This window comes from Crocosphaera sp. (assembly GCF_030064895.1).
Taxonomy (GTDB): Bacteria; Cyanobacteriota; Cyanobacteriia; order Cyanobacteriales; family Microcystaceae; genus Crocosphaera.
The window spans coordinates 61,570-84,686 of record NZ_JASJEB010000006.1; the positions used below are offsets into that span (position 1 = coordinate 61,570).

General features: G+C 36.6%; 20 protein-coding genes. 12 read left to right on the top strand and 8 right to left on the bottom strand.

Going from position 1 to position 23,117, the window contains the following annotated elements; genetic code table 11:
- Positions 1 to 90 precede the first annotated feature (90 nt).
- The 4 genes from QNJ66_RS02685 (at position 91) to QNJ66_RS02700 (ending at position 8,265) form a co-directional block, all read left to right on the top strand.
- Positions 91 to 1,038, top strand: a complete 948-nt coding sequence (locus QNJ66_RS02685; protein WP_300502784.1) for a hypothetical protein — start codon at positions 91 to 93, stop codon at positions 1,036 to 1,038.
- 465 nt (positions 1,039 to 1,503) lie between these two features.
- Positions 1,504 to 5,436: a GAF domain-containing protein gene (locus QNJ66_RS02690; RefSeq protein ID WP_300502785.1), complete on the top strand. Its 3,933-nt coding sequence runs from the start codon at positions 1,504 to 1,506 to the stop codon at positions 5,434 to 5,436.
- Between the two features lie 120 nt (positions 5,437 to 5,556).
- Positions 5,557 to 5,943 (top strand): response regulator, encoded by a 387-nt coding sequence (locus QNJ66_RS02695; RefSeq protein ID WP_300502787.1) that lies wholly within the window; start codon positions 5,557 to 5,559, stop codon positions 5,941 to 5,943.
- 981 nt (positions 5,944 to 6,924) lie between these two features.
- Positions 6,925 to 8,265, top strand: coding sequence for a diguanylate cyclase (locus QNJ66_RS02700; protein ID WP_300502789.1), 1,341 nt, complete (start codon positions 6,925 to 6,927; stop codon positions 8,263 to 8,265).
- Here the strand turns inward: QNJ66_RS02700 and QNJ66_RS02705 are convergent.
- The 3 genes from QNJ66_RS02705 to QNJ66_RS02715 all read right to left on the bottom strand — a co-directional run bounded on the left by QNJ66_RS02705 (position 8,262) and on the right by QNJ66_RS02715 (position 12,158).
- Positions 8,262 to 10,157: a hypothetical protein gene (locus QNJ66_RS02705; protein WP_300502791.1), complete on the bottom strand. Its 1,896-nt coding sequence runs from the start codon at positions 10,155 to 10,157 to the stop codon at positions 8,262 to 8,264. The genes QNJ66_RS02700 and QNJ66_RS02705 overlap by 4 nt on opposite strands.
- 1 nt (position 10,158) lies before the next feature.
- Positions 10,159 to 11,091 (bottom strand): hypothetical protein, encoded by a 933-nt coding sequence (locus QNJ66_RS02710; protein ID WP_300502793.1) that lies wholly within the window; start codon positions 11,089 to 11,091, stop codon positions 10,159 to 10,161.
- 134 nt (positions 11,092 to 11,225) lie between these two features.
- On the bottom strand, positions 11,226 to 12,158 hold the full coding sequence (locus QNJ66_RS02715; RefSeq protein WP_300502795.1) for a LysR family transcriptional regulator: 933 nt from the start codon (positions 12,156 to 12,158) through the stop codon (positions 11,226 to 11,228).
- A gap of 206 nt (positions 12,159 to 12,364) precedes the next feature.
- On the opposite strand from QNJ66_RS02715, the gene QNJ66_RS02720 reads away from it, so the two are divergent.
- Positions 12,365 to 12,574, top strand: a complete 210-nt coding sequence (locus QNJ66_RS02720) for a hypothetical protein (protein ID WP_300502797.1) — start codon at positions 12,365 to 12,367, stop codon at positions 12,572 to 12,574.
- A 208-nt stretch (positions 12,575 to 12,782) separates the two neighbouring features.
- Positions 12,783 to 13,991, top strand: a complete 1,209-nt coding sequence (locus QNJ66_RS02725; RefSeq protein WP_300502799.1) for a transposase — start codon at positions 12,783 to 12,785, stop codon at positions 13,989 to 13,991.
- A gap of 17 nt (positions 13,992 to 14,008) precedes the next feature.
- Here the strand turns inward: QNJ66_RS02725 and QNJ66_RS02730 are convergent, their stop codons facing one another.
- Entirely contained in the window at positions 14,009 to 14,341 is a 333-nt protein-coding gene (locus tag QNJ66_RS02730; RefSeq protein WP_300502801.1) for a hypothetical protein, read from the bottom strand.
- Positions 14,342 to 14,511: 170 nt separating this feature from the next.
- Between QNJ66_RS02730 and QNJ66_RS02735 the strand changes: the two genes are divergently transcribed.
- The 4 genes from QNJ66_RS02735 (at position 14,512) to QNJ66_RS02750 (ending at position 19,632) form a co-directional block, all read left to right on the top strand.
- The gene (locus QNJ66_RS02735) at positions 14,512 to 15,306 is read left to right on the top strand and encodes a M15 family metallopeptidase (RefSeq protein ID WP_300502803.1); all 795 of its coding nucleotides are present in this window, start codon (positions 14,512 to 14,514) and stop codon (positions 15,304 to 15,306) included.
- Positions 15,307 to 15,323: 17 nt separating this feature from the next.
- Positions 15,324 to 16,184: an SWIM zinc finger family protein gene (locus tag QNJ66_RS02740; protein WP_300502805.1), complete on the top strand. Its 861-nt coding sequence runs from the start codon at positions 15,324 to 15,326 to the stop codon at positions 16,182 to 16,184.
- Positions 16,185 to 16,297: 113 nt separating this feature from the next.
- The gene (locus tag QNJ66_RS02745; protein ID WP_300502807.1) at positions 16,298 to 16,846 is read left to right on the top strand and encodes a hypothetical protein; all 549 of its coding nucleotides are present in this window, start codon (positions 16,298 to 16,300) and stop codon (positions 16,844 to 16,846) included.
- A gap of 74 nt (positions 16,847 to 16,920) precedes the next feature.
- Positions 16,921 to 19,632: a DNA methyltransferase gene (locus tag QNJ66_RS02750; protein ID WP_300502809.1), complete on the top strand. Its 2,712-nt coding sequence runs from the start codon at positions 16,921 to 16,923 to the stop codon at positions 19,630 to 19,632.
- A 270-nt stretch (positions 19,633 to 19,902) separates the two neighbouring features.
- Here the strand turns inward: QNJ66_RS02750 and QNJ66_RS02755 are convergent, their stop codons facing one another.
- Positions 19,903 to 20,196 carry a hypothetical protein gene (locus tag QNJ66_RS02755; RefSeq protein WP_300502810.1) on the bottom strand — a complete coding sequence of 98 codons (294 nt, stop codon included), beginning with the start codon at positions 20,194 to 20,196 and terminating at the stop codon, positions 19,903 to 19,905.
- Between the two features lie 153 nt (positions 20,197 to 20,349).
- Between QNJ66_RS02755 and QNJ66_RS02760 the strand changes: the two genes are divergently transcribed.
- Entirely contained in the window at positions 20,350 to 20,637 is a 288-nt protein-coding gene (locus tag QNJ66_RS02760) for a hypothetical protein (protein WP_300502812.1), read from the top strand.
- Positions 20,638 to 20,686: 49 nt separating this feature from the next.
- Here the strand turns inward: QNJ66_RS02760 and QNJ66_RS02765 are convergent, their stop codons facing one another.
- The 3 genes from QNJ66_RS02765 to QNJ66_RS02775 all read right to left on the bottom strand — a co-directional run bounded on the left by QNJ66_RS02765 (position 20,687) and on the right by QNJ66_RS02775 (position 22,552).
- Positions 20,687 to 21,340, bottom strand: a complete 654-nt coding sequence (locus QNJ66_RS02765) for a hypothetical protein (RefSeq protein ID WP_300502814.1) — start codon at positions 21,338 to 21,340, stop codon at positions 20,687 to 20,689.
- A gap of 78 nt (positions 21,341 to 21,418) precedes the next feature.
- Positions 21,419 to 21,901, bottom strand: coding sequence for a hypothetical protein (locus QNJ66_RS02770; RefSeq protein ID WP_300502816.1), 483 nt, complete (start codon positions 21,899 to 21,901; stop codon positions 21,419 to 21,421).
- Positions 21,902 to 21,907: 6 nt separating this feature from the next.
- Positions 21,908 to 22,552 (bottom strand): GNAT family N-acetyltransferase, encoded by a 645-nt coding sequence (locus tag QNJ66_RS02775; protein ID WP_300502817.1) that lies wholly within the window; start codon positions 22,550 to 22,552, stop codon positions 21,908 to 21,910.
- Between the two features lie 221 nt (positions 22,553 to 22,773).
- Here QNJ66_RS02775 and grxC point away from each other — a divergent pair, with 221 nt between their 5' ends.
- On the top strand, positions 22,774 to 23,088 hold the full coding sequence (gene grxC / locus QNJ66_RS02780; RefSeq protein WP_300502819.1) for a glutaredoxin 3: 315 nt from the start codon (positions 22,774 to 22,776) through the stop codon (positions 23,086 to 23,088).
- Positions 23,089 to 23,117 lie beyond the last annotated feature (29 nt).

The following is a 23,117-nucleotide window of genomic DNA, read 5'->3' on the forward strand; positions in this document are numbered from 1 at the left end:
TTGGTTAAAATAACCTCTGGTCAACAAAATACGTTAACCTACCTTAAGTACGGGTAAAATACCTGAAACTTCTAGAGAACACCAGAAATTATGACTGGAAAAGTATTCGATGGTAATCCGACTCCGGCTGCCTTCCTGATCCTTATTCTTCCCCTTGCCGCCATTATTGTCCTTCTTTACAAGGCTTGGATCTGGGTATTAGGATTTGTTGCATTAGTGATTGTCTGGAAATTAGTGGACAATTATCAATGGCAGCAGTGGAGTGCTAAGATTAACCCCATTTTTAACCAATTAATTCAAGAAAATCAGGGACAAATCACCCCGATGGATTTATCCCTCAAAGCAAATTTAAGTGCAAGAGGTGCTAAACGTTTCTTGGCCAGAAAAGCTGAAGAATTTAGCGCAACTTCTCGGGAATTACCAGAACAAGGAAAAGTATATTATTTCATTACTGCCAGCACTTTGGGCAGTATTCTTGATGATAGTGAACCAGTGGCAGAAGAACCAGAAGAACCCGAAACCTTTGACATTGACGAGGATGATGATGAGCAAATTGAGACACCTCCCAGTAATCAGGTAACATCCCAATCTTCTGAGGTGTCTTCACCCCCATCTACTACCTCTTCCTCTTTATCACCTTCCGAGGTGTCTTCTTCTCCATCCACTACCTCTTTATCAAGTCCTTTTGCTCAGTTGGCCGCCCTCAAAGAAGAACGACTACAACAAGATCAACCTTCACCAACAGAAACACCACAACCCCCACCAACTCTATCAACCCCTCCTGAAACTCCCCCAGAAGTTACTTCTTCTGAATCTGAAAAAACCTCTGCTGATGGCAAGGAAAAGGAGAAACTACGGCTTATTCAATCGGATTTGGCTAAAAGACTCGATACAACTCCCAGTACCATTGGCCGCCGTAAAACCGATGCTAGTTTCGCCGAATGGAGTCAAAGTAAAGATCCCGATGGTATCGCCTGGAAATATCTGAGACAGTCTCGGGTGTTTATCCCTGTTGACCCTGATAAGCGTTATGTCTGACAAGATCTATCCCCCCTCTGTAAGGGGGGTTAGGGGGGATCAAATGGGAGAAATATAAAGGTTTGTTAAGAATTCAGTTAGGCAGGAACAAAAATTGATATATTAGTAATTGAAGCAAGGAAAGCTTCCCTGGCAGATAAAACAGCCCAGTGAAAGTCAAAAGTGAAAGAAAGAGGTAAGTAAACGCTGTTTAAACTAACGTCTGTCTCGTATCCCACAACAACACCCAATCCGAAAATGGATAATTCCTCAAATGGGTAAATAGGAAGTAATACCGCAAGGTGAGCTTAGGAAGTAGGAAAGATTTAAGCAATTGCTAGGTATCTTCAGATAGTATCACAAAGGAGAGGAAAGAAATCTGAGAGTAGGATATGGGTGTTGTTTGTTACATTAATCAAGGAATTGCCATTATCTAGGTCATTGGAGTTAGACTATAAGTGGTGTCGTTTTAAATAGGGTTTTCTCATGTCAACCCATTCCCTTGACCAACAGATTGTTAAACAACGCTTAATAGAAATTATAAGGAAGATTCACGAATGTGTAGAGTTGGCTAAACTACGGCACTTAATTGCCACTGAACTCAAAGCCTTGCTTAAGGTAGATAGAGTTTTGATACATGAGCTAAGAGAGGAGTTAGACGAAGTTAAGACACCTCCATCGGACAGAGCAGATCGATACGCCAACTCTGTGCCTAAAAGCTTGGAAGAAGTCTATCATAGTAATCTGCAATCGACTCTCATGATATCAGAAAATTGGGAGCATTCTCTAGAAATAGGTGGTGAAATTACTCAAATATTCATACCTATTGTCTCAAAAAGACGAGAATGGGGAATATTAGTCATAGAGCATAAATCAAAACTGCGCCCTTGGGAACTAGAAGATAGCAAGTTGGTGCAGGAAGTTGTATTTCATATTAGTATTGCAGTAGAGCATCATCGAATGTACCAAGAAGAACAAAAGCAAAAGCGAATTCTTAATCTAGCAGTGGAAAGAGTTGCAGAAGAACACATTACTATTGCTGGTATTATCGATAAAATTCGCCGCTCTCTTGACATCAAGACCATATTAAGAACAACCACAGCAGAAACCCGCAAATTTTTCCAGTGCGATCGCGTGGCAATTTATCGCTTCAATACAGACCATAGTGGAGAATTTATTGCTGAGTCTGTTGCAGAGGGTTGGCGATCGCTGAGGAAAAATTCTCCTCAAGATGTTGATAACCAGGGGGAAGAGTACTGTACGAACCTTTGGGATAATCTAGAATTCAGTGACACTTATTTAGAAGGAACTGCCGCCAAAACCTTTAACCCTGAGGACTTGTTTCGAGTTTGTGACGATATCTATGAAGCCGGTTTTTCTCAAGACTATGTACAACTACTAGAAAAATATCAAGTTCAAGCTTATATTTTTGTGGCCATTTATAAGAATAGTACCCTGTGGGGACTTTTGGCCATCTGTCAAAATAGTAGTCCTCGTCACTGGGAAACCAGAGAAATTAACTTTATGGTACAACTAGGGGTAAATTTGGCTATTGCCCTACAACAAGGGGAACTCTTGGCCCGCACCCAAGAACAAGAAAAACAACTGCAAACCGCTTTAGAAACCGCCTTAAAACAGCAGACAGACACCTTACTCAAAATTAACCAAAAAGAACGAGCTTTAGGGCGAGTCATCGATAAAATTCGTCAAACCCTGGACTTAAAAACTATTTTCCAAACCGCAGCTACAGAAATGCAGCAACTGTTACGGGTGGAACATATAGCTATCTATCGCTTTGATAAAAGTTATGGAGGCGAGTTTATTTTTGAATCTGATCCTGGAGATTTTACTTCTTTGGTGGGGAAAAGTTGGAACGATGATTATTTACAAGAAACCCAAGGGGGAAGATTTCAAAATAATCAACCTTGTATTATTGACGATGTTCGCCGAGAGAATAACGTCTCTCAGTGTTATTTAGCAGCTTTAGAGGGTTTCCTGGTCAGATCCCTGGCCATTGTCCCTTTATTTCAAGGGTCACAACTATGGGGACTGTTAGCCGGGTTTGAGCATAGTCGTTGTCGACAGTGGAAAACTGACGAAATTAAGCTATTACAGCGAGTTGCGCGTCATCTCAGTGTGGGGCTACAACAAAGCTTTTATTTTCAACAAGTTAAAGAATACGGTGAAGAACAAGGGATTATATTAGAGCAAGAACGGGCTTTGTTGGAAGTCATTGATAAAATTCGTCGGACTTTAGATTTAGACACCATTTTTCAAACTTCTGTTACAGAAATTCGTCAGCTTCTCAAGGCAGATCGGGTCTGTATTTTTCGCTTCGATCCTGGTTCAGAGTTTGCCCTGGCAGAATTAATTTCCGAAGATGTGGCCGATGAGTATCCTTCTTGTCTGAAAGCACAAGTAGAGGATCACTGCTTTGCTAAACAGAAAGAAACCTTTTTTAAACAAAATCATATCTTTACCATTGACGATATCAGTAAAGCTAATATGTTAGACTGTCATCGTCAGACCTTAGAACGGTTTAACGTGAAAGCCAATTTGGTCGCTCCCTTGTTGATGGGAAAAAGACTTTGGGGGTTACTGTGTATTCATCAATGTTCTGGTCCTCGCCACTGGAAAACCAGAGAAAAAGGATTTATTACCAAAATAGCCACCCATCTCAGTGTCGGTATTCAACAAGCGGCCTTACTCAAAGATAGTCAGCAACGGGCGAGGGTTCTCGAGACTACTTTAGAACAAGTGCAAGTTCAAAAACGACATTTAGGGGACATCGCCAGCCAAGAAAAGGCTTTGTCTCGTGTGATTGAGCGCATCCGTCAAAGTTTGACCTTAGAAAAAATTTTTGCTTCTACCACCGAAGAAGTTAGACAGATGTTAAACTGCGATCGCGTGGTGGTGTATCGTTTTTGGGAAAATTGGGGCGGAGAATTTCTCTACGAGTCTGTTGGGCCGGGTTGGAAACCTTTGGTGGGTGAGGGCGCAGAGAACACTATGTGGGAGGATAGTTATCTGCAAAATACCAAAGGAGGACGTTATCGGCACCAGGAAATTTTTTTGGTGAGAGACGTTGAAACAGCAGACTTAGCCCCTTGTCATCGGGAAATATATCAACAATTCCAAATTAGGGCGTTGATGACCATTCCTGTGTTTAGTGGGGAAAAACTTTGGGGAATTTTGGGGGTTTATGACAATCAGCAGCCTCGATATTGGCATCGACGAGAAATTAACATAGTAAAGCAGGTAGCTAACCAGTTAGGGGTTGCAATCTATCAGAGTAACTTGTTGAGACGAACCCGAAAACAATCAGAAATGCTACAACGAACTTTAGCCGATCTCAATGCGATCGTGGATAATTTGGGTAATGGCTTATTAGTGGTGGATATTCTTGGGAAAATTACTCGCTATAATCCTACGTTACAGTCCATGTTTCAAATGACATCCTCCTTATTGGGAAGAAAAGTTGTCGATATCTTTCCTCCTGAGTTATCTACTTTGCTAGAAAAGAAAGAATTACAAGAACAAGAAGTGGTGACAATGGAAGTTCCTTTGGCTAAGGGCGTGGGTCAAGCTTTAGCCAGTAATATTATTAAGGAATCAGAAGGGGGTAGTCAAGAATTTCTTGGAGTGGTTATTTTAATTCGAGATATTACTAAAGAACGGGAAATAGAAGAGATGAAAAAGAACTTTTTATCGATGGTTTCCCACGAGTTAAGAACTCCTTTAACTTCTATTGTTGGCTTTTCTTCTTTGGTTCGCGATAAACTCAATGAGCTAATTTTTCCTCAGATAGAAAACCCAGATAGCCAAACAAGCAAAACCATGGATCGCATTCAACAAAATTTAGACATTGTGGTATCGGAAGGGGAAAGATTGAGCAACTTGGTCAATGACTTTCTGGACATGACAAAAATTGAGTCTGGGAAAATAACTTTGAATCTATTTCCCGTTAAACCTAGTACGATTTTGAGTTGGGCGATCGCTTCTACTATGCCTTTATTTGATACCTCTCCTGTGGAATTAATAGAAGACTTTTCTCCGGATTTACCGACTATTTTAGGGGATGAAGACCGCCTGATTCAAGTCCTTGTAAATTTGATTTCTAATAGCTTTAAATTTACGGAAAAGGGTTCAGTAACTTGTCATGCAGAAGTAGATCACAACGACCTATTGATTTCTATCATAGACACGGGTATTGGAATTGCAGAAAATGATTATAGAAAGGTTTTCAAGCCATTTCAACAGGTAGGTAATATGTTAACCAACAAACCGAAAGGAACAGGGTTAGGTTTATCTATTTCTCAGCAAATTGTCGAACAGCATGGAGGGAAAATTTGGTGTACTAGCAAGGTCGGAAAAGGTACAACATTCTTTGTCAGTCTCCCCTTAAAACAAGAGAATTAAAATTTTCAAATAACAAAATTTTAAATTGACAATTGATTAATTCTTGGAATGATAATTAAACACCAAAGGAGAGATTTTTAAGTAAATTAATTATCCATAATCCATTATTAAATTATTACAATGAAAAAAATTTTAATTGTTGATGATGAACCCAATATTGTTATTTTGATGGAGCAAATTTTAGAAGAGTTAGAAGATGAAGGTGTATCAATTTTAACAGCAAAAAATGGAGAAGAAGCGTTAGAAACGATTAAAAAAGAACAACCTAACTTAGTATTTTTGGATGTAATGATGCCTTATATCAGTGGTCTAGAAGTTTGTGAAACAATAAAAAAAGACGATTATCTGTCCAATATTTATATTATTCTCTTAACGGCTAGAGGACAAAGCTTTGATGAGGCAAATGGGTTCAAAGCTGGTGCTGATCTTTATATAACTAAACCGTTTCGTCCTAAAGACGTATTACTCAAGTCTAAAGAAATTCTGGGAATTGATCAGGTATCATAAAGATTCAACATTTTTATGAACTATTAAACCTAAATTTCGGGCTAAAGTTTTACTTTTCCATGAGTGCCTTTTTATTTTTGCCTTTACCCGAAAGGGTGCGGTAATTTGAAACTCTCACCGTTCAACTACGCTGTAAGGGGAATCCAAGGCGCAAAAATATGATATAAGTATTTATAACAGTTCTTAACATTTTTATATATGTAAACTATTTATAGCAGAGGGTAAACCATCCCCCGAACCCCTCCCAGGAGGGAAGAGGGAAGAGGAGAATAGGAGGCAAAACCTTTCTCTGATGGGTTTCCAGTAGCTAGACTGTCTTAAACTTTGGTTAGACTGCTATATAGGGTTTCTCGGACTCATGAGGTACATCTTGATTTTATTTTCTGTTCCCTGTTACCTAAGAGTAAACACTCCTGTACCTCACAAATGTGAGAACTGCTATATCCCTCTTTCATCACTTTCGGAACCACCTTGTTAATTCTAAGTCCTAAAAACCTTTGATAATAAGCGATCGCTAACTTTTTTCTGATAATAACTCAAATTTTTGATTTCTATTAAATATTTGGACAAAAATAAACGTTATAGTTGAGAAGAGGCAGGATTAGGGTTACCGCTATGTTTACAAATGTTTAAACAGTGGGCTTTATATATGTCCGACTACTTAGTTAGTGATCGCTGAAAAGCTTACCCAGAAAGAGGTACAGAGTCTAACTTCTATCTGGTCTTCCCCCAGAGTCATGAAAGAGGGATATATAGTTAATTCAAATAGAAATGAGACAAAACGTGCCTACTGTGTACCTACTGTATTGTCACCATAGTGAGCAGGATGCTCACACTACTCTGTCTCAAACTTATTTGAAACGACTATATCTGACTACTGAATGATTCCATACTTATTATTCAAATATGATTCAAGTTAAATTAAAGAAGTTACTCAGGAAACGCGACCTTAGTTCCTTGTTAGAGAGTTTCAGGGAAACATTGAATCTATCGTTTTTTATTAGTGATTCCCAAGAAAATGTACTTTGGGGTAATTTTGATAAAAGTTATGATTGTCATTATCCTATTATAGTTGATGAGCAAATTGTAGGTAGGATTCAAGGGAAAACCAATAAGATTAATGCTGTGTGTCAGATGTTGAACTATATTGCTAATGAAGAATTAAATAAAAAATTATTAGCGGCTGATACATTGGAAAGATATGAAGAAATTTATTTTTTATCTAGTATTTCTCATCAACTTTCAAAGTGTTTAACCTTTGAAGAAATAATGGAAATTCTTACAAGGGAAACGAATAAGTTGCTAAAAAGTTCACAAGTTTCTGTTAAATTATTAAACGAAAAAGGAGAGTTGAATATTTTTTCTTATTCACATCAAGAAAAAGAGTTGAAGAAAAGTCAAGGAACTATTGAAAGCATCAGTGGTTATGTCTTACGGTCTGGAAAAGCAGAAATTGTCAATAATGTCAATGAAGATTGTCGATATATACCTTCAGATAATAACATAAAGTCTGTTATTTGTGCGCCTCTAAAAGTCCAAAATCAAACTATCGGAGTCATTAAAGTTAGTCATCATGAATTTATTAAATATACCAGCGAACAATTGAAATTATTTACCGCATTAACTGCTCAATCTGCTATTGCTATTCAGAACGGTCAACATCGTGATAAATTGATAGAGTATTCTCAGAATTTAGAACAAAAAGTTATTAAACGAACTGAAGAGTTAGAAAAGTCTAAACAAAAACTACAAGTATCTAATCAAAAGTTAAAGAAAGCAACGAAAAAATTAAAGTATTTAGCTACAGTTGATGAACTCACCCAAGTATATAATCGACGATATTTTAATGACTATTTAGAGCAAGAATGGCGAAGATTAGTAAGAGGAAGAGGAGATATTTCTTTGATTCTCTGTGATATAGATTATTTTAAACTTTATAATGATTATTATCATCATCAAGCTGGAGATGAATGTTTATATCAAGTCGCTCACTGTTTGAAAAATTTTGTTAGAAGGTCAACAGATGTAGTAGCAAGGTTTGGAGGGGAAGAGTTTGTCATTATTCTTTCTAATACTAACCGTTTCGGTGCGAAAAAAGTAGCGGAAAAACTTTGCCAAGCTGTTGAATCTTTAAAGATTCCTCACTACCATTCTCAGTGTAGTCCTTATGTTACTATGAGTTTAGGAGTTGCTACTACTATACCCACCTCACAAGGTTCTCCTGAAAGGTTAATTGAAGCTGCTGATAAAGCACTTTATCAAGCTAAACTTAAGGGCAGAAATTGTTTTTCTCTGGCTGAGTTTATTCCTGTAATTATTTAAGATTTTGGCCAAACTTTTTCCTTATTAATTGGTTGTTCTTCTCCTGGGGGGACTGTTCTTTCTTCCATGAAGTAAATTTCGAGACTTTCTAACTTTTGATCAGGAGGATGGTTATTGTTCCATTCTCGAATTAAGTAGTCAACAAAATGGGGATAAAGTTTTTGGCCAATGGCACGATTCAGGTTAATATAATAGACACGCCATTGAATGGTTTGATATATTTCTCGGCGTTGTTTCAAGGTGGGTTTATCCCAAGATATGGGACTATTTTTATCAAGAAGGTTGACTGTTTCTCCATTGTTTAATTTTCCTATAATAACGTGCCATCCGTCATCTCTCGGTGGTGCAGGAGCAAAAATACTCCAAGATTGATCTAAACGGGTTAAATAACCAAGAATATTAATGCGTTGAAAGGTACGACGGTTTAACAAGTTACGGGTGAACAAAACCCAGTCTTTTTTGTTATTATTACGATACTCTGGATTACGTGCCACGGTTTGCTCTACAAACCCTTTTAAATTCCAGATAGTTGTTAATAATAATAACAATAATACAACTAGATTAAAAGGAGAAGAAGATTGAACAGTTAAAGGACGAAACTTAAACGGTTTGGTAAAGTTTCCTGCAACTTTGCGGTTAGAAGCAATCATTTCATAGAACTTTGTTCCCCCATTCATCATGGGTTTCCAACGTAATAGAGGTTCTAATAAAAAGAGAATAGGAGAAAGACTAACTACATAAGCGATCGCCTCAAATTTATAATGACGTTTCTCTTGCCAATCTACCACAACCCAAGAATTTTTTTCTAACATATCTTCGTAGATAGATTCGTATCCTTGTGCTTCTAGTAAAGGGGTTCCTGGTAAGATTAATAAGGTACGAATTCCATGCACTACTTTCTTACAAAAACCACAATCTTTATCGTAGTAAATAGTTAATCCTGTTCTGGGTTTAGTGCTAACTTTTTGGTGCAGTTTATCCCACACTTCTGTTGGTAATAATGCTAACCAATTAATAATACTGAGGTAACTTAAAACCCCAATAGCAAAACATAATTCAAAGCCAATATGTAGAAGAATAAAAGAAATGATAGTTAGACAACGAAAGAAGCTAGTGCGAATAGGAATAAAAATTAAAAACGGTCCTATCCATTCAAAAATTAATGCTCCAAATGTGAGTATTTGTAGAATAGGAATGGGAAAACCTAAGAGAAAATGACCAAATTCAGTGGCATATTGATCGAAGTGAAGAGAATAATAAACTGCATCACCATCGGGCCACCAAAGTTCACTTTTTGTTTTATAAGCTGCTGACCAAGTATAAATAAATATTAGTTGTACCATGAAGGCCAATGTAGCTATATTCATGACCTTTTTTGGTAATGGTTTTGGATTAGAATTGAAAGCACTATCGATAGAATAGGAACAACCTAACGGTAAAAACATCGACCAGAAAAGCATAGCCCGCAAAACGTCATCCCCGGCAAAAATTAAAGCAGGATTACGATTTTGTAGGGAAATATTTAACGCCCAAACCGCAATAACTGCCAGTCTAGTGCGATAGCCAACTAATAAGAACAAACAAAGAATAAAAGCGATGATAAATAAAAGAACTTGAAACCATAAACCATCATGTAGTAAATTAAATGACCAGTACCAAGAATTTAGTAAGGAATTTGGTGCTTTTTGAAGGGCAATAAAAGAAGCGAATAAATTAGTATGTAAGGCTTCTCTAGGCAGTACACCTTGATCAGTATAATGTGCGGAAACACCTCTAAAACGGCTCAATAAATCCGCCATAACTACTAAGGCTAAACCGATCCTGAAAACGGCCAAAGAGCGCAAATCTAAACCGAAAATATTAGTTAGTTTTGATAACTTTTTTTGATTCATATCAGTTATTAATTGTGTTGATAACCGGTTTTAATTGCTCGGCTAATTGTTCTGAGCGCAGTTTTCTCGCTTCAAAAACAAGGTGATGATGAGTATCAGCAAACAAACTAGAATCCTTCTTCAAATTGTAATCGTTTTTATCATACACAAGAGGAGCAATTTTGCTTAATTTGTTGGCAATATCTTCCATATTTGATAAGTTTTTTTCATCGTGACTTGCATAAACCCAAGGCAAAGATAAAATTAAAGTAGCATCTTTGGCCTCGACTTCTTGGCGAAACTGTTCAATTCTTTTAACTGCATGGGGAGAAATGGATTTATGAATTTTCCATTGCCACCATTTTCCCTGACGATATTTAACCGTGGTGGGATCACCCTTTTCCGTCAAAGGTTCGGAATAGTAACCCGTAAAACGGCCTTTTTCTACTAGATCTACCGCAGATTTAGTGATGGGTCTGAGACTAGGAACTCCCTGCATCCAGATGGTTTCTAGTAACTGTTGCGGAGGAACTCCACCGAGTCCTGGCCTTCCAGTGGCCACTCCAAAGGGGGCTGATCTTTCCAATAAACCATCCTCATCCAGTAAAATTAGGTCTTCAGGAATCAAAAGAACCATGTCTCCAGGACGCACGGCCTTAAGAATACTGGGTAAGATAACATTTAAGCCCACAGGACCGTCTAAACCCATGTTGAGGACGGGAATACCTAACTTTTCTGATAAAACCTCGGAGTCAACGGCATGATGGGCCCCAGAACCCCCTAAAATTAATAGTCGAGGAGAGTCTTGAACTTGTGCTGCTAGGGACATTTTTTCAAAATACATCCCCCGTAAGAAGCTTAATTCGCCACCATAATAGACATTATAGATGAAGCCCAATGACCAAGCGGCCGTTGCTGCGATCGCCCAAGGAGCTAATTTGAAAAGTTTCTGCATATCTGTTTAAATTAAACTTTTTCTAATAATATACCCCCCATAACAATATGGAGGGTTAAATATTTTGTACTAATAGCCAATGTTATCTTTAAGCTTATTGAACAGCAAGGGAGTGGGATAGAAGCATAATTAATTTATGAAACTTTAGCCAATTTATGGATACTAGGAACAGAAAATTTGGTGCTTTCTTCTAAGAGATAATCAAGAAAAGCTTTAGTAATAACTGATAATTGTTTACCTCCTAAATAGGCAACGTACCAACGACGTTTAATAGGAAAATGTTCTACATCCAAAACGGTTAATTCACTATCAATTCCTTCGGAGATTAATGTATGTTGAGAAAGAACGGAAATGCCCAAACCACCTGCAATAGCTTGTTTTATAGCTTCGTTACTACCTAATTCTAATCTGACAGGAACAGAGACTTTATGTTTATCAAAAAGGTTTTGTACAGCCCTTCTTGTTCCTGAACCCTGTTCCCTCATAATAAATTGTTCTCCATCTAAAGCGGTAATAGGAATATTATTTTTATTCGCTAAGGGATGGGTTTTTAAAGCAACTACAACTAAAGGGTTATCAAGAAAAGCTTGAGTACATAAATCTAATGCTTCTGGCGGATTACTGACGATGTAAAGATCATCTTCATTTTCTAACATTCTACGTTGAATTTGTTGATGATTTGTTACTTTTAATGATACATCTATGCCTGGATATTGCTGACAGAAAGAACCTAAAATACGAGGGATAAAATACTTGGCTGTTGTAATTACACCTAAACGTAATTGTCCTTGTCTAGTGCCTTTTAAATCAGCGACTTTCATCTCAAAATTATCCAGCCTTTCAAAAGTTTCCTGACAAGTTTTAAGTAATTCTTGCCCTGCTTCTGTCAAATAGAGACGTTTGCCAATTTGTTCAAATAACGGAAGACCAATGGCTTTAGTTAGTTGTTTGATTTGACTGGAAACTGTGGGTTGAGTAATAAATAATTCTTCGGCCGCACGGGTAAAACTGCCATGACGTGCTGTGGCTTCAAATACCTTCAATTGGTGTAAGGTAGCTTGTATCAATGGTAATGCCCTCTGCTGTGCGATGTGAGTAATAAGAGGATCTTCATAATCCTCGCCTCCATCATAGACTAATTTCGATAGTATATCAAGTTTAGGTTGAAATTAGTCTATTGTCATCAGAGAACTTTGTAACATTAACAACTTTTTTCTCAGCCAAGTTGTTGTAAGATTCTGCAAAATACTCGTATATTTAGTAATAAATACTTATGCCTAATTCTAACTCAGAAACTTGTCCTGTATGTGGTGTGAAAATTGTTGGAGGGGATAAAGTTATTTTTTCATCGGGTCCGGTGGCAACTCGGGCGCGTTTGTGGGCAAGGGTGTGTAATTATGCCAAAAAGGGCGGATGTATTAATCAGGATCAAGAAGCTATCGGTCAAGTTCATGAGAATGATTATTATAATCCCATGAAATGACCTAAAAAAAGAGACTTTTCTCTAAAGAATAAGTCTCTTGTCTTCTGGAAAAAGCAGTTGACCGAAAAAGTGGGGGTGCAGGTTCCCCGTCCGTCTTGATGCAGTCGCTCCTTGATGGGAACCACCAAGACTGCGCTGCATCGCTTTAGGACGCACAGTCAAGGTATTTTATGCTATACTAATTTTACGCCACTAAATATAGTGTCAAATGATAGTTTTTGAGTTCAAAGTCAAAGGAAAAAACAAGCAGTACCAAGCCATCGACGAAGCCATCAGAACATCCCAATTTGTTCGCAATAAGTGCTTGCGTTATTGGATGGATGGGAAAAAGGTTAATCGTGCTGAACTTTATCGGTACAATACTAAACTACGTTCTGAGTTTTCCTTTGTTCAAGACCTCAACTCTCATGCTTGTCAAGCTTCTGTAGAAAGATGCTGGTCAGCGATTGCTAGATTTTTTGATAACTGCAAGAAGCAAATTCTTGGGAAGAAAGGATACCCTCGGTTTAAGAAAAATACTCGTTCTGTTGAGTATAAAACCAGTGGATGGAAACTTTTAGACCCAAAACATATTGAGTTTACTGATAAAAAAGGCATCGGAAAACTCAAGTTGATTGGAACTTGGGATTTAGCTTTTTATCCTGAAGATAAAATTAAACGAGTTAGGTTGGTGCGTAGAGCAGATGGTTATTACTGTCAATTTTGCATCTCTGTTGATGTCAAAGAAGATTTAGCACCTACTCATAAAACCATTGGTTTAGATGTTGGTTTAAAGGAATTCTATACTGACTCAATGGGGGGAACTGAACCCAACCCTAGATTTTATCGTCAAGGAGAAAAAAGATTAAAGTTTCATCAACGGCGTATTTCTCGTAAAAAGAAAGGCTCAACCAACCGTAGAAAAGCCATTAATAAACTTGGTCGTAAACATCTCAAAATAAGTAGGCAACGTGAAGAACACGCTAAGAGACTAGCGCGTTGCGTAATCCAATCTAACGATTTGGTGGCCTACGAAGATTTGAGAATTAAAAACTTAGTTAAGAACCATTGTTTGGCTAAGTCAATTAATGATGCAGGTTGGTATCAATTTAGAAAATGGTTGGAGTATTTTGGGGTGAAAATGGGTAGGGTAACTGTTGCAGTTAATCCTGCTTATACAAGCCAAGTTTGTTCTAACTGTGGGGCTGTCGTTAAAAAATCCTTGTCTACAAGAACTCATGTTTGTGCTTGTGGATGTCGATTAGATCGGGATGAAAACGCAGCCATAAATATTCTTAATGGAGCCTTGGGTACTGTAGGGCATACAGGAACCTGGATCTTAGATCAGAACGCTTCAGGAGACTTGTCCTCTACTTTTGTTGGAGCAATCCTGCATCAGCAAGACGGGTCGTTGATTGAAGAATCCCCGTGCCTTTAGGTCGGGGAGTGTCAAGCTCAAACAATAACCTCCATAGGACTACCTGTTTTTGGTGGGGGATAAATGCGAATTCTTGCTTTTTGTCCCAATTGATTCAAATAGTGACCAACTATTTCTAAAGATTTCAAAATTTGCCAAGTCAAGCCATTTCTAGGACAAATCAAGACTAAAGTTAAGCCATCACGACCAGTAGTCAAATTCCAGCCACATTTCGATAATAAGCTTTGGGTTTCTTCGTCACAGGAATTATAAAACAAACTGCTAAGCACATCATTAAATTCCCAACATAATTCGAGATCATTGGGAACCCAAGAGGGTAAATCATCGGGAGGTAAAAAGGATGGATTCATAGTATTGTCAGGGATTTCTTATCTAATCTAAGTTTTGTATAAAATGTTACAGAAGTCAATACGGTACTATATTAAAAACCATTAAGATTCTTCCACCTCTCCGCAAACCTCCCACTCTCCCCATCACCTTCTAGAATAGGAATAGGGTTGGACACTTTTGATACCTATCAATGAACAATAAACAACAACAAAGATCACGGGAGGATATTCCTGAAGCATTGCGGGATATTCCTATTTCTCCTACTGCTACGACTTCATCCCTAAACCCTAAATGGCTAATCATGGGGTTAGGTGGGGTTATTATGATTGTGCTTGGTACATTAGGGATTATGCGTCTTGTTTCTTCCCCCTCACAGACTAATACTGTGTCTGTTGAACCCTCTCCCTCACCGAGTCCAACCCCTGAACCTGAACCCATTGAAAATATTTTGGGTCATTTACCTTATGAAGAAGCTGATCCCAGTCAACTAAAAGCTATTACTAATGATGGCAGAATTAAACTTAGAAAAAAAGCTGCCGATAGCTTTTTACAAATGCAGCGAGATGCGCGTGCAAGTGGCATTGTTTTAACGGCAATTTCTGGGTTTAGAACTGTTCAACAGCAGGACTATTTATTCTTTGAAATTCAACGCCAACGGAATCAAAATCCTAGTAAAAGGGCTGAAGTGAGTGCGCCTCCAAACTATAGTGAACATCATACAGGATACGCTATTGATATTGGGGATGGTAAGGTTCCTGCTACTAATTTAAGTGAGAATTTTGAACAAACTCCTGCTTTTCGCTGGTTGGAAAATAATGCAGCTAGATATAGTTTTGAGTTGTCTTTTCCTCGTAATAACATTCAAGGTATTAGTTATGAACCTTGGCACTGGCGTTATGTAGGTGATACTGACAGTTTAAAGACGTTTTATGAGGCTCAACAATTACAAAATAATTCTTCTTCTGAAGAAAATACAGTTAATTAATGTGAGATTTAATCAAGATGACAACAGCTAATGGATTAAACAATGATAGTAATTTAGCTCAACAAGAATGGTGGGTTATTCGTTGGTTAGAATTATTGGATTCTTATCGGTTTAAAAAGAGGTTAGAAAGGGCAAGAAATTATGCGAGAGAGGGTCATGTCTTAAGTATTGATTTTTCTGGTTCTAAGGTATTTGCTAAGGTTCAAGGAACAGACCCAGAACCCTATAAAGTTTCTCTTTCTCTTGACCCTTTTACGGATGAAGATTGGAGTTTTATTCTTCAAAGTTTATCGGAGAAAGCGATTTTTTCTGCTCAATTATTATCTGGGAAAATGCCAGATGATATTGAAAAGGTTTTTACTGATAATGGTTTGAGTGTCTTTCCTTTTAAATTATCAGATGTTCATTCCCATTGTACTTGTCCGGATAAAGCTAATCCTTGTAAACATATTGGGGCTATTTATTATCAGTTAGCTGAAAGATTTAGTGAAGATCCTTTTATTATTTTCCAGTTAAGAGGAAGAAGCAAAAATCAAATTTTGGAAGGGTTGAGAAATTTACGCAAGGAAAAAATTGATCAAGAAGAAAATGTTTCAGATAATATTGAAGAAACAGTTAATTATACGGAAGAAGTAGAAGAAAAAAACACGCAAGAAAATCAGCAATTAGATGTTAAGCAATTCTGGCAATATCAAGAATCTCTTGACCCTTCTTTAGTTGTTATTGTTCCTCCCACAGACAATAAAACAGTCTTGGATGTTTTAGGAAGAATACCTTTAGCTTATGAAGAGGCAAAAATTGTTAAAGATTATTTACAGCAAGTCTATCAAACGGTTTCACAACAAGGGATGATGACAGCTTTAAAAAGAGATGAATAATTAACAGTGAACAGTGAACAGTTAAAAGTTAACAATTAATAATTGTGATTACGAGGTACTCCGAATCTTCATAACCTCATAATTATAATAAGTAGTCCTATATTCAATATTTTATGAGCAAAAAAACTTCTATTTTATATTTAATTTGTCCTGGGTTTCATCAGCAAAAACTGACCCATTCTTTTGTCGAAAATATTACTAATTATTGTCCTGATCTAGATAATTTATTGATCTTTCCCACGGATCAATATCCTCCCTATTCAGGCTTTCATCTTACACACTATTTACAAGAAAAATGCAAGCAAAAATCACAAAACTTAATGTTTATTGCCTTTAGTGCAGGAGTGGTCGCTGCGGTTACTGCTGCAATGCAATGGCAAGGACAAGGGGGTAAGATTAAGGGGTTAATTGCTTTTGATGGTTGGGGGGTTCCTTTACTGGGTGCTTTTCCTATTTATCGCATCAGTCACGACGAATTTACCCATTACAGTTCTGCTATCTTAGGTAGAGGAAATCTGAGTTTCTATGCTGATCCTGCGGTTGAACATTTGGACTTGTGGCGATCGCCTCATCAAGTTCAAGGTTGGACAAGCGAAACAATGACAGATAAAACTTTTTTGTCTCGTCTGTCTTTAATGGAGTTTTTGCGTAAAGTTTTGTAAGTTTTTGAATTTCAGAAAATAAACTTTCCCCAAGTTACCTTACTAATCACTTATAGTTACACAGTTTTTTACAAATGTCAAGTGCTACCCCGAAAAGTTTAGAGAAATTTATTGAGTTTTGCCAAAAACATATCACAGGAAAAGAGCGAAAAGAGGCGCAAATTTTCTTAGATAGATTCTTTCAAGCGTTTGGTCATGAGGGGGTATTAGAAGTAGGGGGAAGTTATGAGGAAGCGATTAAGAAAGGGAGTAAAAGAGGTGGTACTGGTTTTGCTGATTTAGTCTGGAAACCTCGGGTTTTAATTGAGATGAAAAAGCGGGGGGAATCTTTGGATAAACATTATTCTCAAGCCTTTGATTATTGGATGAGATTAGTGCCGAATCGGCCTCGTTATGTCATCTTATGTAACTTTGATGAGTTTTGGATTTTTGACTTTGATTCACAGATAGATGAACCCGTTGATATTGTGGCACTTTCGGAGTTAAAAAGTCGTGCCAGTGCGTTTAATTTTATGGAGTTGGGGAACCGGACTCCTGTGTTTAAAAATAATCAGGTGGAGGTGACAGAAAAAGCAGCAAGACGTATGGGAGAATTATTTAAAATGTTACAGAAACGGAGTAAAAAAGATAATTTTACTGAGTTACAAGCACAGCGTTTTATCCTGCAATGTGTGTTAGCAATGTTTGCACAAGATCGGGGTTTATTACCGAGAGATTTATTTTTGTGTTGTGTTAAAGATTGTTTAAATGGAGGGAGTTCTTACGATGTTTTGGGAGGGTTATTTAGGGAGATGAATCAACAGGGAAAAACTCCTGCTGGACAATATAAAGGGGTGGATTATTTTAATGGTGGTTTATTTTCTCATATACAACCCATAGAGTTAAAGAGACAAGAATTGGAATTGTTAGAAGCAGCATCTCTTCAAGATTGGAATAAGATTCGGCCTGCTATTTTTGGGAATCTTTTTGAGGGTACAGTCAATGAAGATGAACGTCATGCTTATGGTATTCATTACACTTCGGAAGCAGATATTATGAAGATTGTTCGACCGACTATTAGTCGTTATTGGGAGGAGAAAATAGACGCAGCTAAAAACATCGGTGAATTGAATCAATTACAGTTAGAGTTACAACAATATAAGATATTAGATCCGGCTTGTGGTTCGGGAAATTTTTTGTATATTGCTTATCAAGAGTTAAAGCGCATTGAACAGTTATTATTAAGGAAAATTTATCAGCGTCGTAAGTCTAAAAATGAACAGATGATGATGGGTTTTGTCACCCTTAAACAGTTTCATGGCATGGATATTAATCCTTTTGCTGTAGAGTTAGCGAGAGTGACATTAATGATCGCTAGAAAAGTTGCGATCGATAAGTTTAAGTTGACGGAAAATTATTTACCTTTGGATAGTTTGGATAACAATATTGTTTGTCAAGATGCTTTATTTAATGACTGGGTTAAAACAGATGCAATTATCGGTAATCCTCCTTTTTTGGGTGGCTATCGTATTCGTCAAGAATTAGGAGATAACTATACAGACAAAGTATTTAAGAAGTTCTCTGATGTACAAGCACAAATTGATTTTTCTAGTTATTGGTTTCGTTTAAGTCATGACAATATAGACGAAAAAGGAAGAGTCGGTTTAGTAGCAACTAACTCTATCAGTCAAGGAAAAAGTCGGGTTGCTGCACTCGATTATATTATTCAAAATGGAGGTCATATTCATGACGCTATTTCTAGTCAACCTTGGTCGGGAGAAGCTAATGTTTATGTTAGTATTGTTAATTGGTCAAAGACATTAACTAATCAATCATTTTTAGATGATAATCTTGTTTTAAAAATAAATTCTGCACTTAAAGTAACAACAGATATTTCTACTGCTAAAAGATTAAAAGGAAATATAAATTATTCTTTTGTTGGAGTACAACCTAATAGTAAAGGATTTTTAATTGATGAAGAAATTAGAAACAACTGGAATAAGTTAGATGCAAAGAATAAAGAGGTATTAAAACTATTTTCATCTGCTAAAGATTTAACTAATAAACCTCATGGAATACCGAGTCGATGGATTATTGATTTTGCTGATATAAGTATTGAAGAAGTGAGTGAATATAAACATCCCTTTCTCCATGTTCAAGAATATGTAAAACCAGAAAGAATGAATAACAGAGAAGCAGTTTTAAGAGAAAAATGGTGGCGTTTTAAACGAACTAATGAAGCGATGAGAAAAGCATTACAAACAGTTGACTTTTATTTTAATATTCCTAGACATTCTAAATGGTTTATCTTTGTAGTTGCTGATCAATCTTGGCTTCCTGCTGACTCAACAGTTGTTGTTGCATCTGATGATTTTTATATCTTAGGTATTTTGACATCAAAAATTCATAGACTATGGATACAAGGACAAAGTTCAACTCTTGGTCAAACTATCCGTTACACTCCTAAAACTTGTTTTGAAACCTTTCCTTTTCCCCAAAACCCTACTTATGAAACCGTTGATAATATTCGCAAAATAATGACACAACTCCATGATTATAGAACCCAACAAATGGAAAAGAAAAAATGGGGAATTACTAAACTATATAATGCTTTTTTTGATGAACCCAGTAGCAAACTTTATCAACTCCATCAACAACTAGATAATGTTGTCATGGAAGCGTATCAATTTAACACTGATGATGATATTTTAGAAAAACTATTAACTTTAAATTTAGCATTAGCAGAAAAAGAAAATAAAGGAGAATCAATTATTGGACCTTGGTGTCCTAATAAGTCCAAAATTTAGAATTTATTAGATGTAAAAATTTAAAATTTTAAAATATTGTAGGGAATTAATACTATTAAGCCCAGTATACTTAGGAGATTCCTCGGAGTGGTAATTAAATCAAAAAATAACAATATTTATCCTTTCCTCGGAATGACAATTTATATATCAATAAATAGATTCCTAAGAGGGATAATTAAAGCTAGAAATAATCAGATTCAACCGATAACTGGTAACTGGTAACTGGTAACTGGTAACTGATGACTGATAACTGATAATTGATAACTGCTATTAAAGCCAAGTAGAAATAGATCGCAACTCATTAGGAATAGATGTATTTGTCTCAAACTCCAATATAGTTTCTGAGTCCCCTAAATATCCTGATTGAGCGAAGGATAATAACATTCGACATAGTGCAACCCAAACCACTTGATCAAATTCCCAATCTTGTCCTTTTCTAGAGTAACAACTAATAGATTTTAACGCCCAAAAATAACTATTTCTTACAATTGATCCACCTTTTTTATAACTAGGTAAATCTTCTTGATTAATATACAAAATATCATCTTTTAAATAAACTTTCATAGAGCATTTTTGTCTCTTTAATTGTTATTCCGAGGTGAACAGTAATCTCTTTAATATCCTAACCATAATACATAATGGTATATCATAAGAAAAAGGGGCATTTACGCCCCTTCTATCAAACATTAAATTTTTTAGTTTCATTGGGAGTATAGCATGACCCCAGAAGAAAGACTGAGCCAAATAGAGACATTATTAGAGACGGCAGCGAGTTACATCGTTAGACATGAAGAGGCTGTAAGCCGCCAAGAAGAAAGATTGAATCAATTAAATGAGCAAAATATTCAAACAAGTCTAAGAATGGCTGAGTTAGCGGAAATGATTCGCCAATTAGGTCAATATCAGCAAGAAGTATTAAGACGGGTTGATGAAAGTCACGAACGTATCGATCGCATTTGGGAATACTTGTCAAGTCAAAATGGAAACGGTAGATCCAATAATTAGTTTAATCATAAGACAGGCATAAATGTCTGTCTTTTTTTGTCAAAAAAAGTTAAAATAATTTCAACCCTTGACCTTCCAAATAAATTTCATGCCAAGAAGGTTGACGATAATCTGGGTTTTGAGTTTGATCAACATATCCAACTAAATTAGGAAGTTGTTTAAAATGAATTTCTCGATTAAGATATTGATCAATTTGTTGAACAAAATTCTGGGGATAGTCTCTAATAATAGGGTGTTTAATTACCATAGATTCATATTTACCTTCGTCCGGGTCAGTAACAATATCTAAACTCAAAGCAGCTAAAGGTTGAATAAACATTCCTGTGGCAGCAATTTTAAATTTCCCATTTACCTCATTTTGTTTCAAAACAGCGACAAAGTGACCCCCTTCGGGAATATTGTAGGGAATGCTATCTTGATCAGCGATGGGTTCAACCTCGATGTTATAACCCAAACTTAACCCTTCTTCTAGGGTAATATCTTCGTAAGTTTGCTCAGGATGAGGTACATAAATAGTGAACTGATGCAAGTCTAACCAAGGATTATTAATAGGATCATCCGTTTCCGACTTCCAAGTATTATAACGTTCTTTCATCGCTTGACCCACATGACTATCTTGGTTACAAATATTAATCAGGGCTAGACTAAGAACAGATTGCTCAAACTTGTTGGTTGCCAGAATTTCTGAGGGTAGGAGTTCCATAAACAGTAATCCTTAATTGTTACATAACTCTATGATAATCAGGAATTTAGAGAGAGAATCTTAATTTTTTTTTAAAGACTATTGCGACAACAGTTCGTTTTGGGTGCGAACTTTCCTCATGGTTTGAGGTAACACCCCCACTAATAGAGCAAAGGTTTCATCCGGTAAAACATTAGCGGTTTCCAGGTCAAACCAATGTTCAAACTGATTTAAAATCACTTGGGCCCTCTGTTGCGCAATAGTATTATCGCTAATTTGTTTAGCCAGTTTAACCCATTGTCGCCGAATTAAATAACTTTTGATTCGTTCTTGACCGATTCTCGGTTCAATTAAGGATAATTTACCCACGGGAAGCACATCAATAACATCTTTATCAAAATTTGCCCCAATAGCTGCACCCGGGCCAGCAAACTCCGCATGATAGGGTTTATAGAGAATTAAGCCATTTTTACGACGAGGGTTAATAACCAATAAATTTTCGCTATGGAGATGTTGAAGAATTTCATCGATTTGTTTTTGTTCGTTGTCGGTAACTTGCTGCTGAAAAACGGTATTAGACATAGTTTTTTATAGTTTCTTTTTCAAGAATAATTTTTGAGAACGAACCCAAAACCAATTGGGCCAAAGAAGTTCAGTTTCACAGATTTTATAACCATTGCTCAAATACAATTTTTGGGCAGCATAATTATTCTCTAAAACATGAAGATTAAGACTATCGTATCCCCATTTTGAGGCCATTTGTTCACATTCTTTGAGTAACTGTTTAGCAATTCCTTTGCGTCGATGAGTCTCAAGAACTGCTAAATTACTAATATAGAGATAATCGCAATTAAATCCATTTTTAAGACTCAGTTCAACAGTTCCGATCACTTTTTCCTTAGTTCCTGAAGGGGTTTTGCTAATTTCTACTGCGACTAAACAACAATAATAGGGAACTGTTCCCCTAAGACGCAAGCGCAAATCTTCGGATACTCCTAATTTTAAAATAGGTTGTAGGAAAGATAACCATCCCCCAGATGGATGAAAGCTAAGGGTAAGAACCTCTGTTAAAGCTTTGATATCTTTTGATGTAGCACCCCGAATGTTAATAGAAAGGTTACAGGGCGGATTTTTCTCTAATTCTGACCCCTCACCCATCAATGACGACAAACCACAAAAGTCCACAATTTTTCCCCACTCAATTTTTAAATAATCTGAATTTCTTTGTATCATCTATTATGACCTTTTTGACACTCTCGCTGTTAACCTGTCGGTGTAAAGCTGGTTCTCTGGCAACACTTAAGATAGCATTTCTTTTGTTAATTAGCTAATCTCTTCCTGAGACCAGGTAATGAGTACAGTCTGACGACAAGGCAAAAACCCTGATTTGCTATACTCATCTCAAAACCATTGAGTATTTATATAATAATAAGTGTAGAACATTAAAAGTTACTATGTTGAATATTTTTAATTCTTTATTAGGTCGCGACCCAGAAAAAATTAAAGCGGATGTGGAAATATACACTTGGCAAACTTGTCCGTTTTGTATCCGTGCTAAATTACTTTTATGGTGGAAAGGCGTTAATTTCACTGAGTATAAAATCGATGGGGATGAGGCCGCTAGGGACAAAATGGCACAACGTTCTTCTGGAAAGCGGTCAGTTCCTCAAATTTTCATCAATAATCAACATATTGGAGGATGTGATGATTTATATGCACTCGATGGAGAAAATAAATTAGATCCTCTTTTAGTAATGGATAATGGATAATTAGACCAGAAGGTTTTAAGCTAATTAAT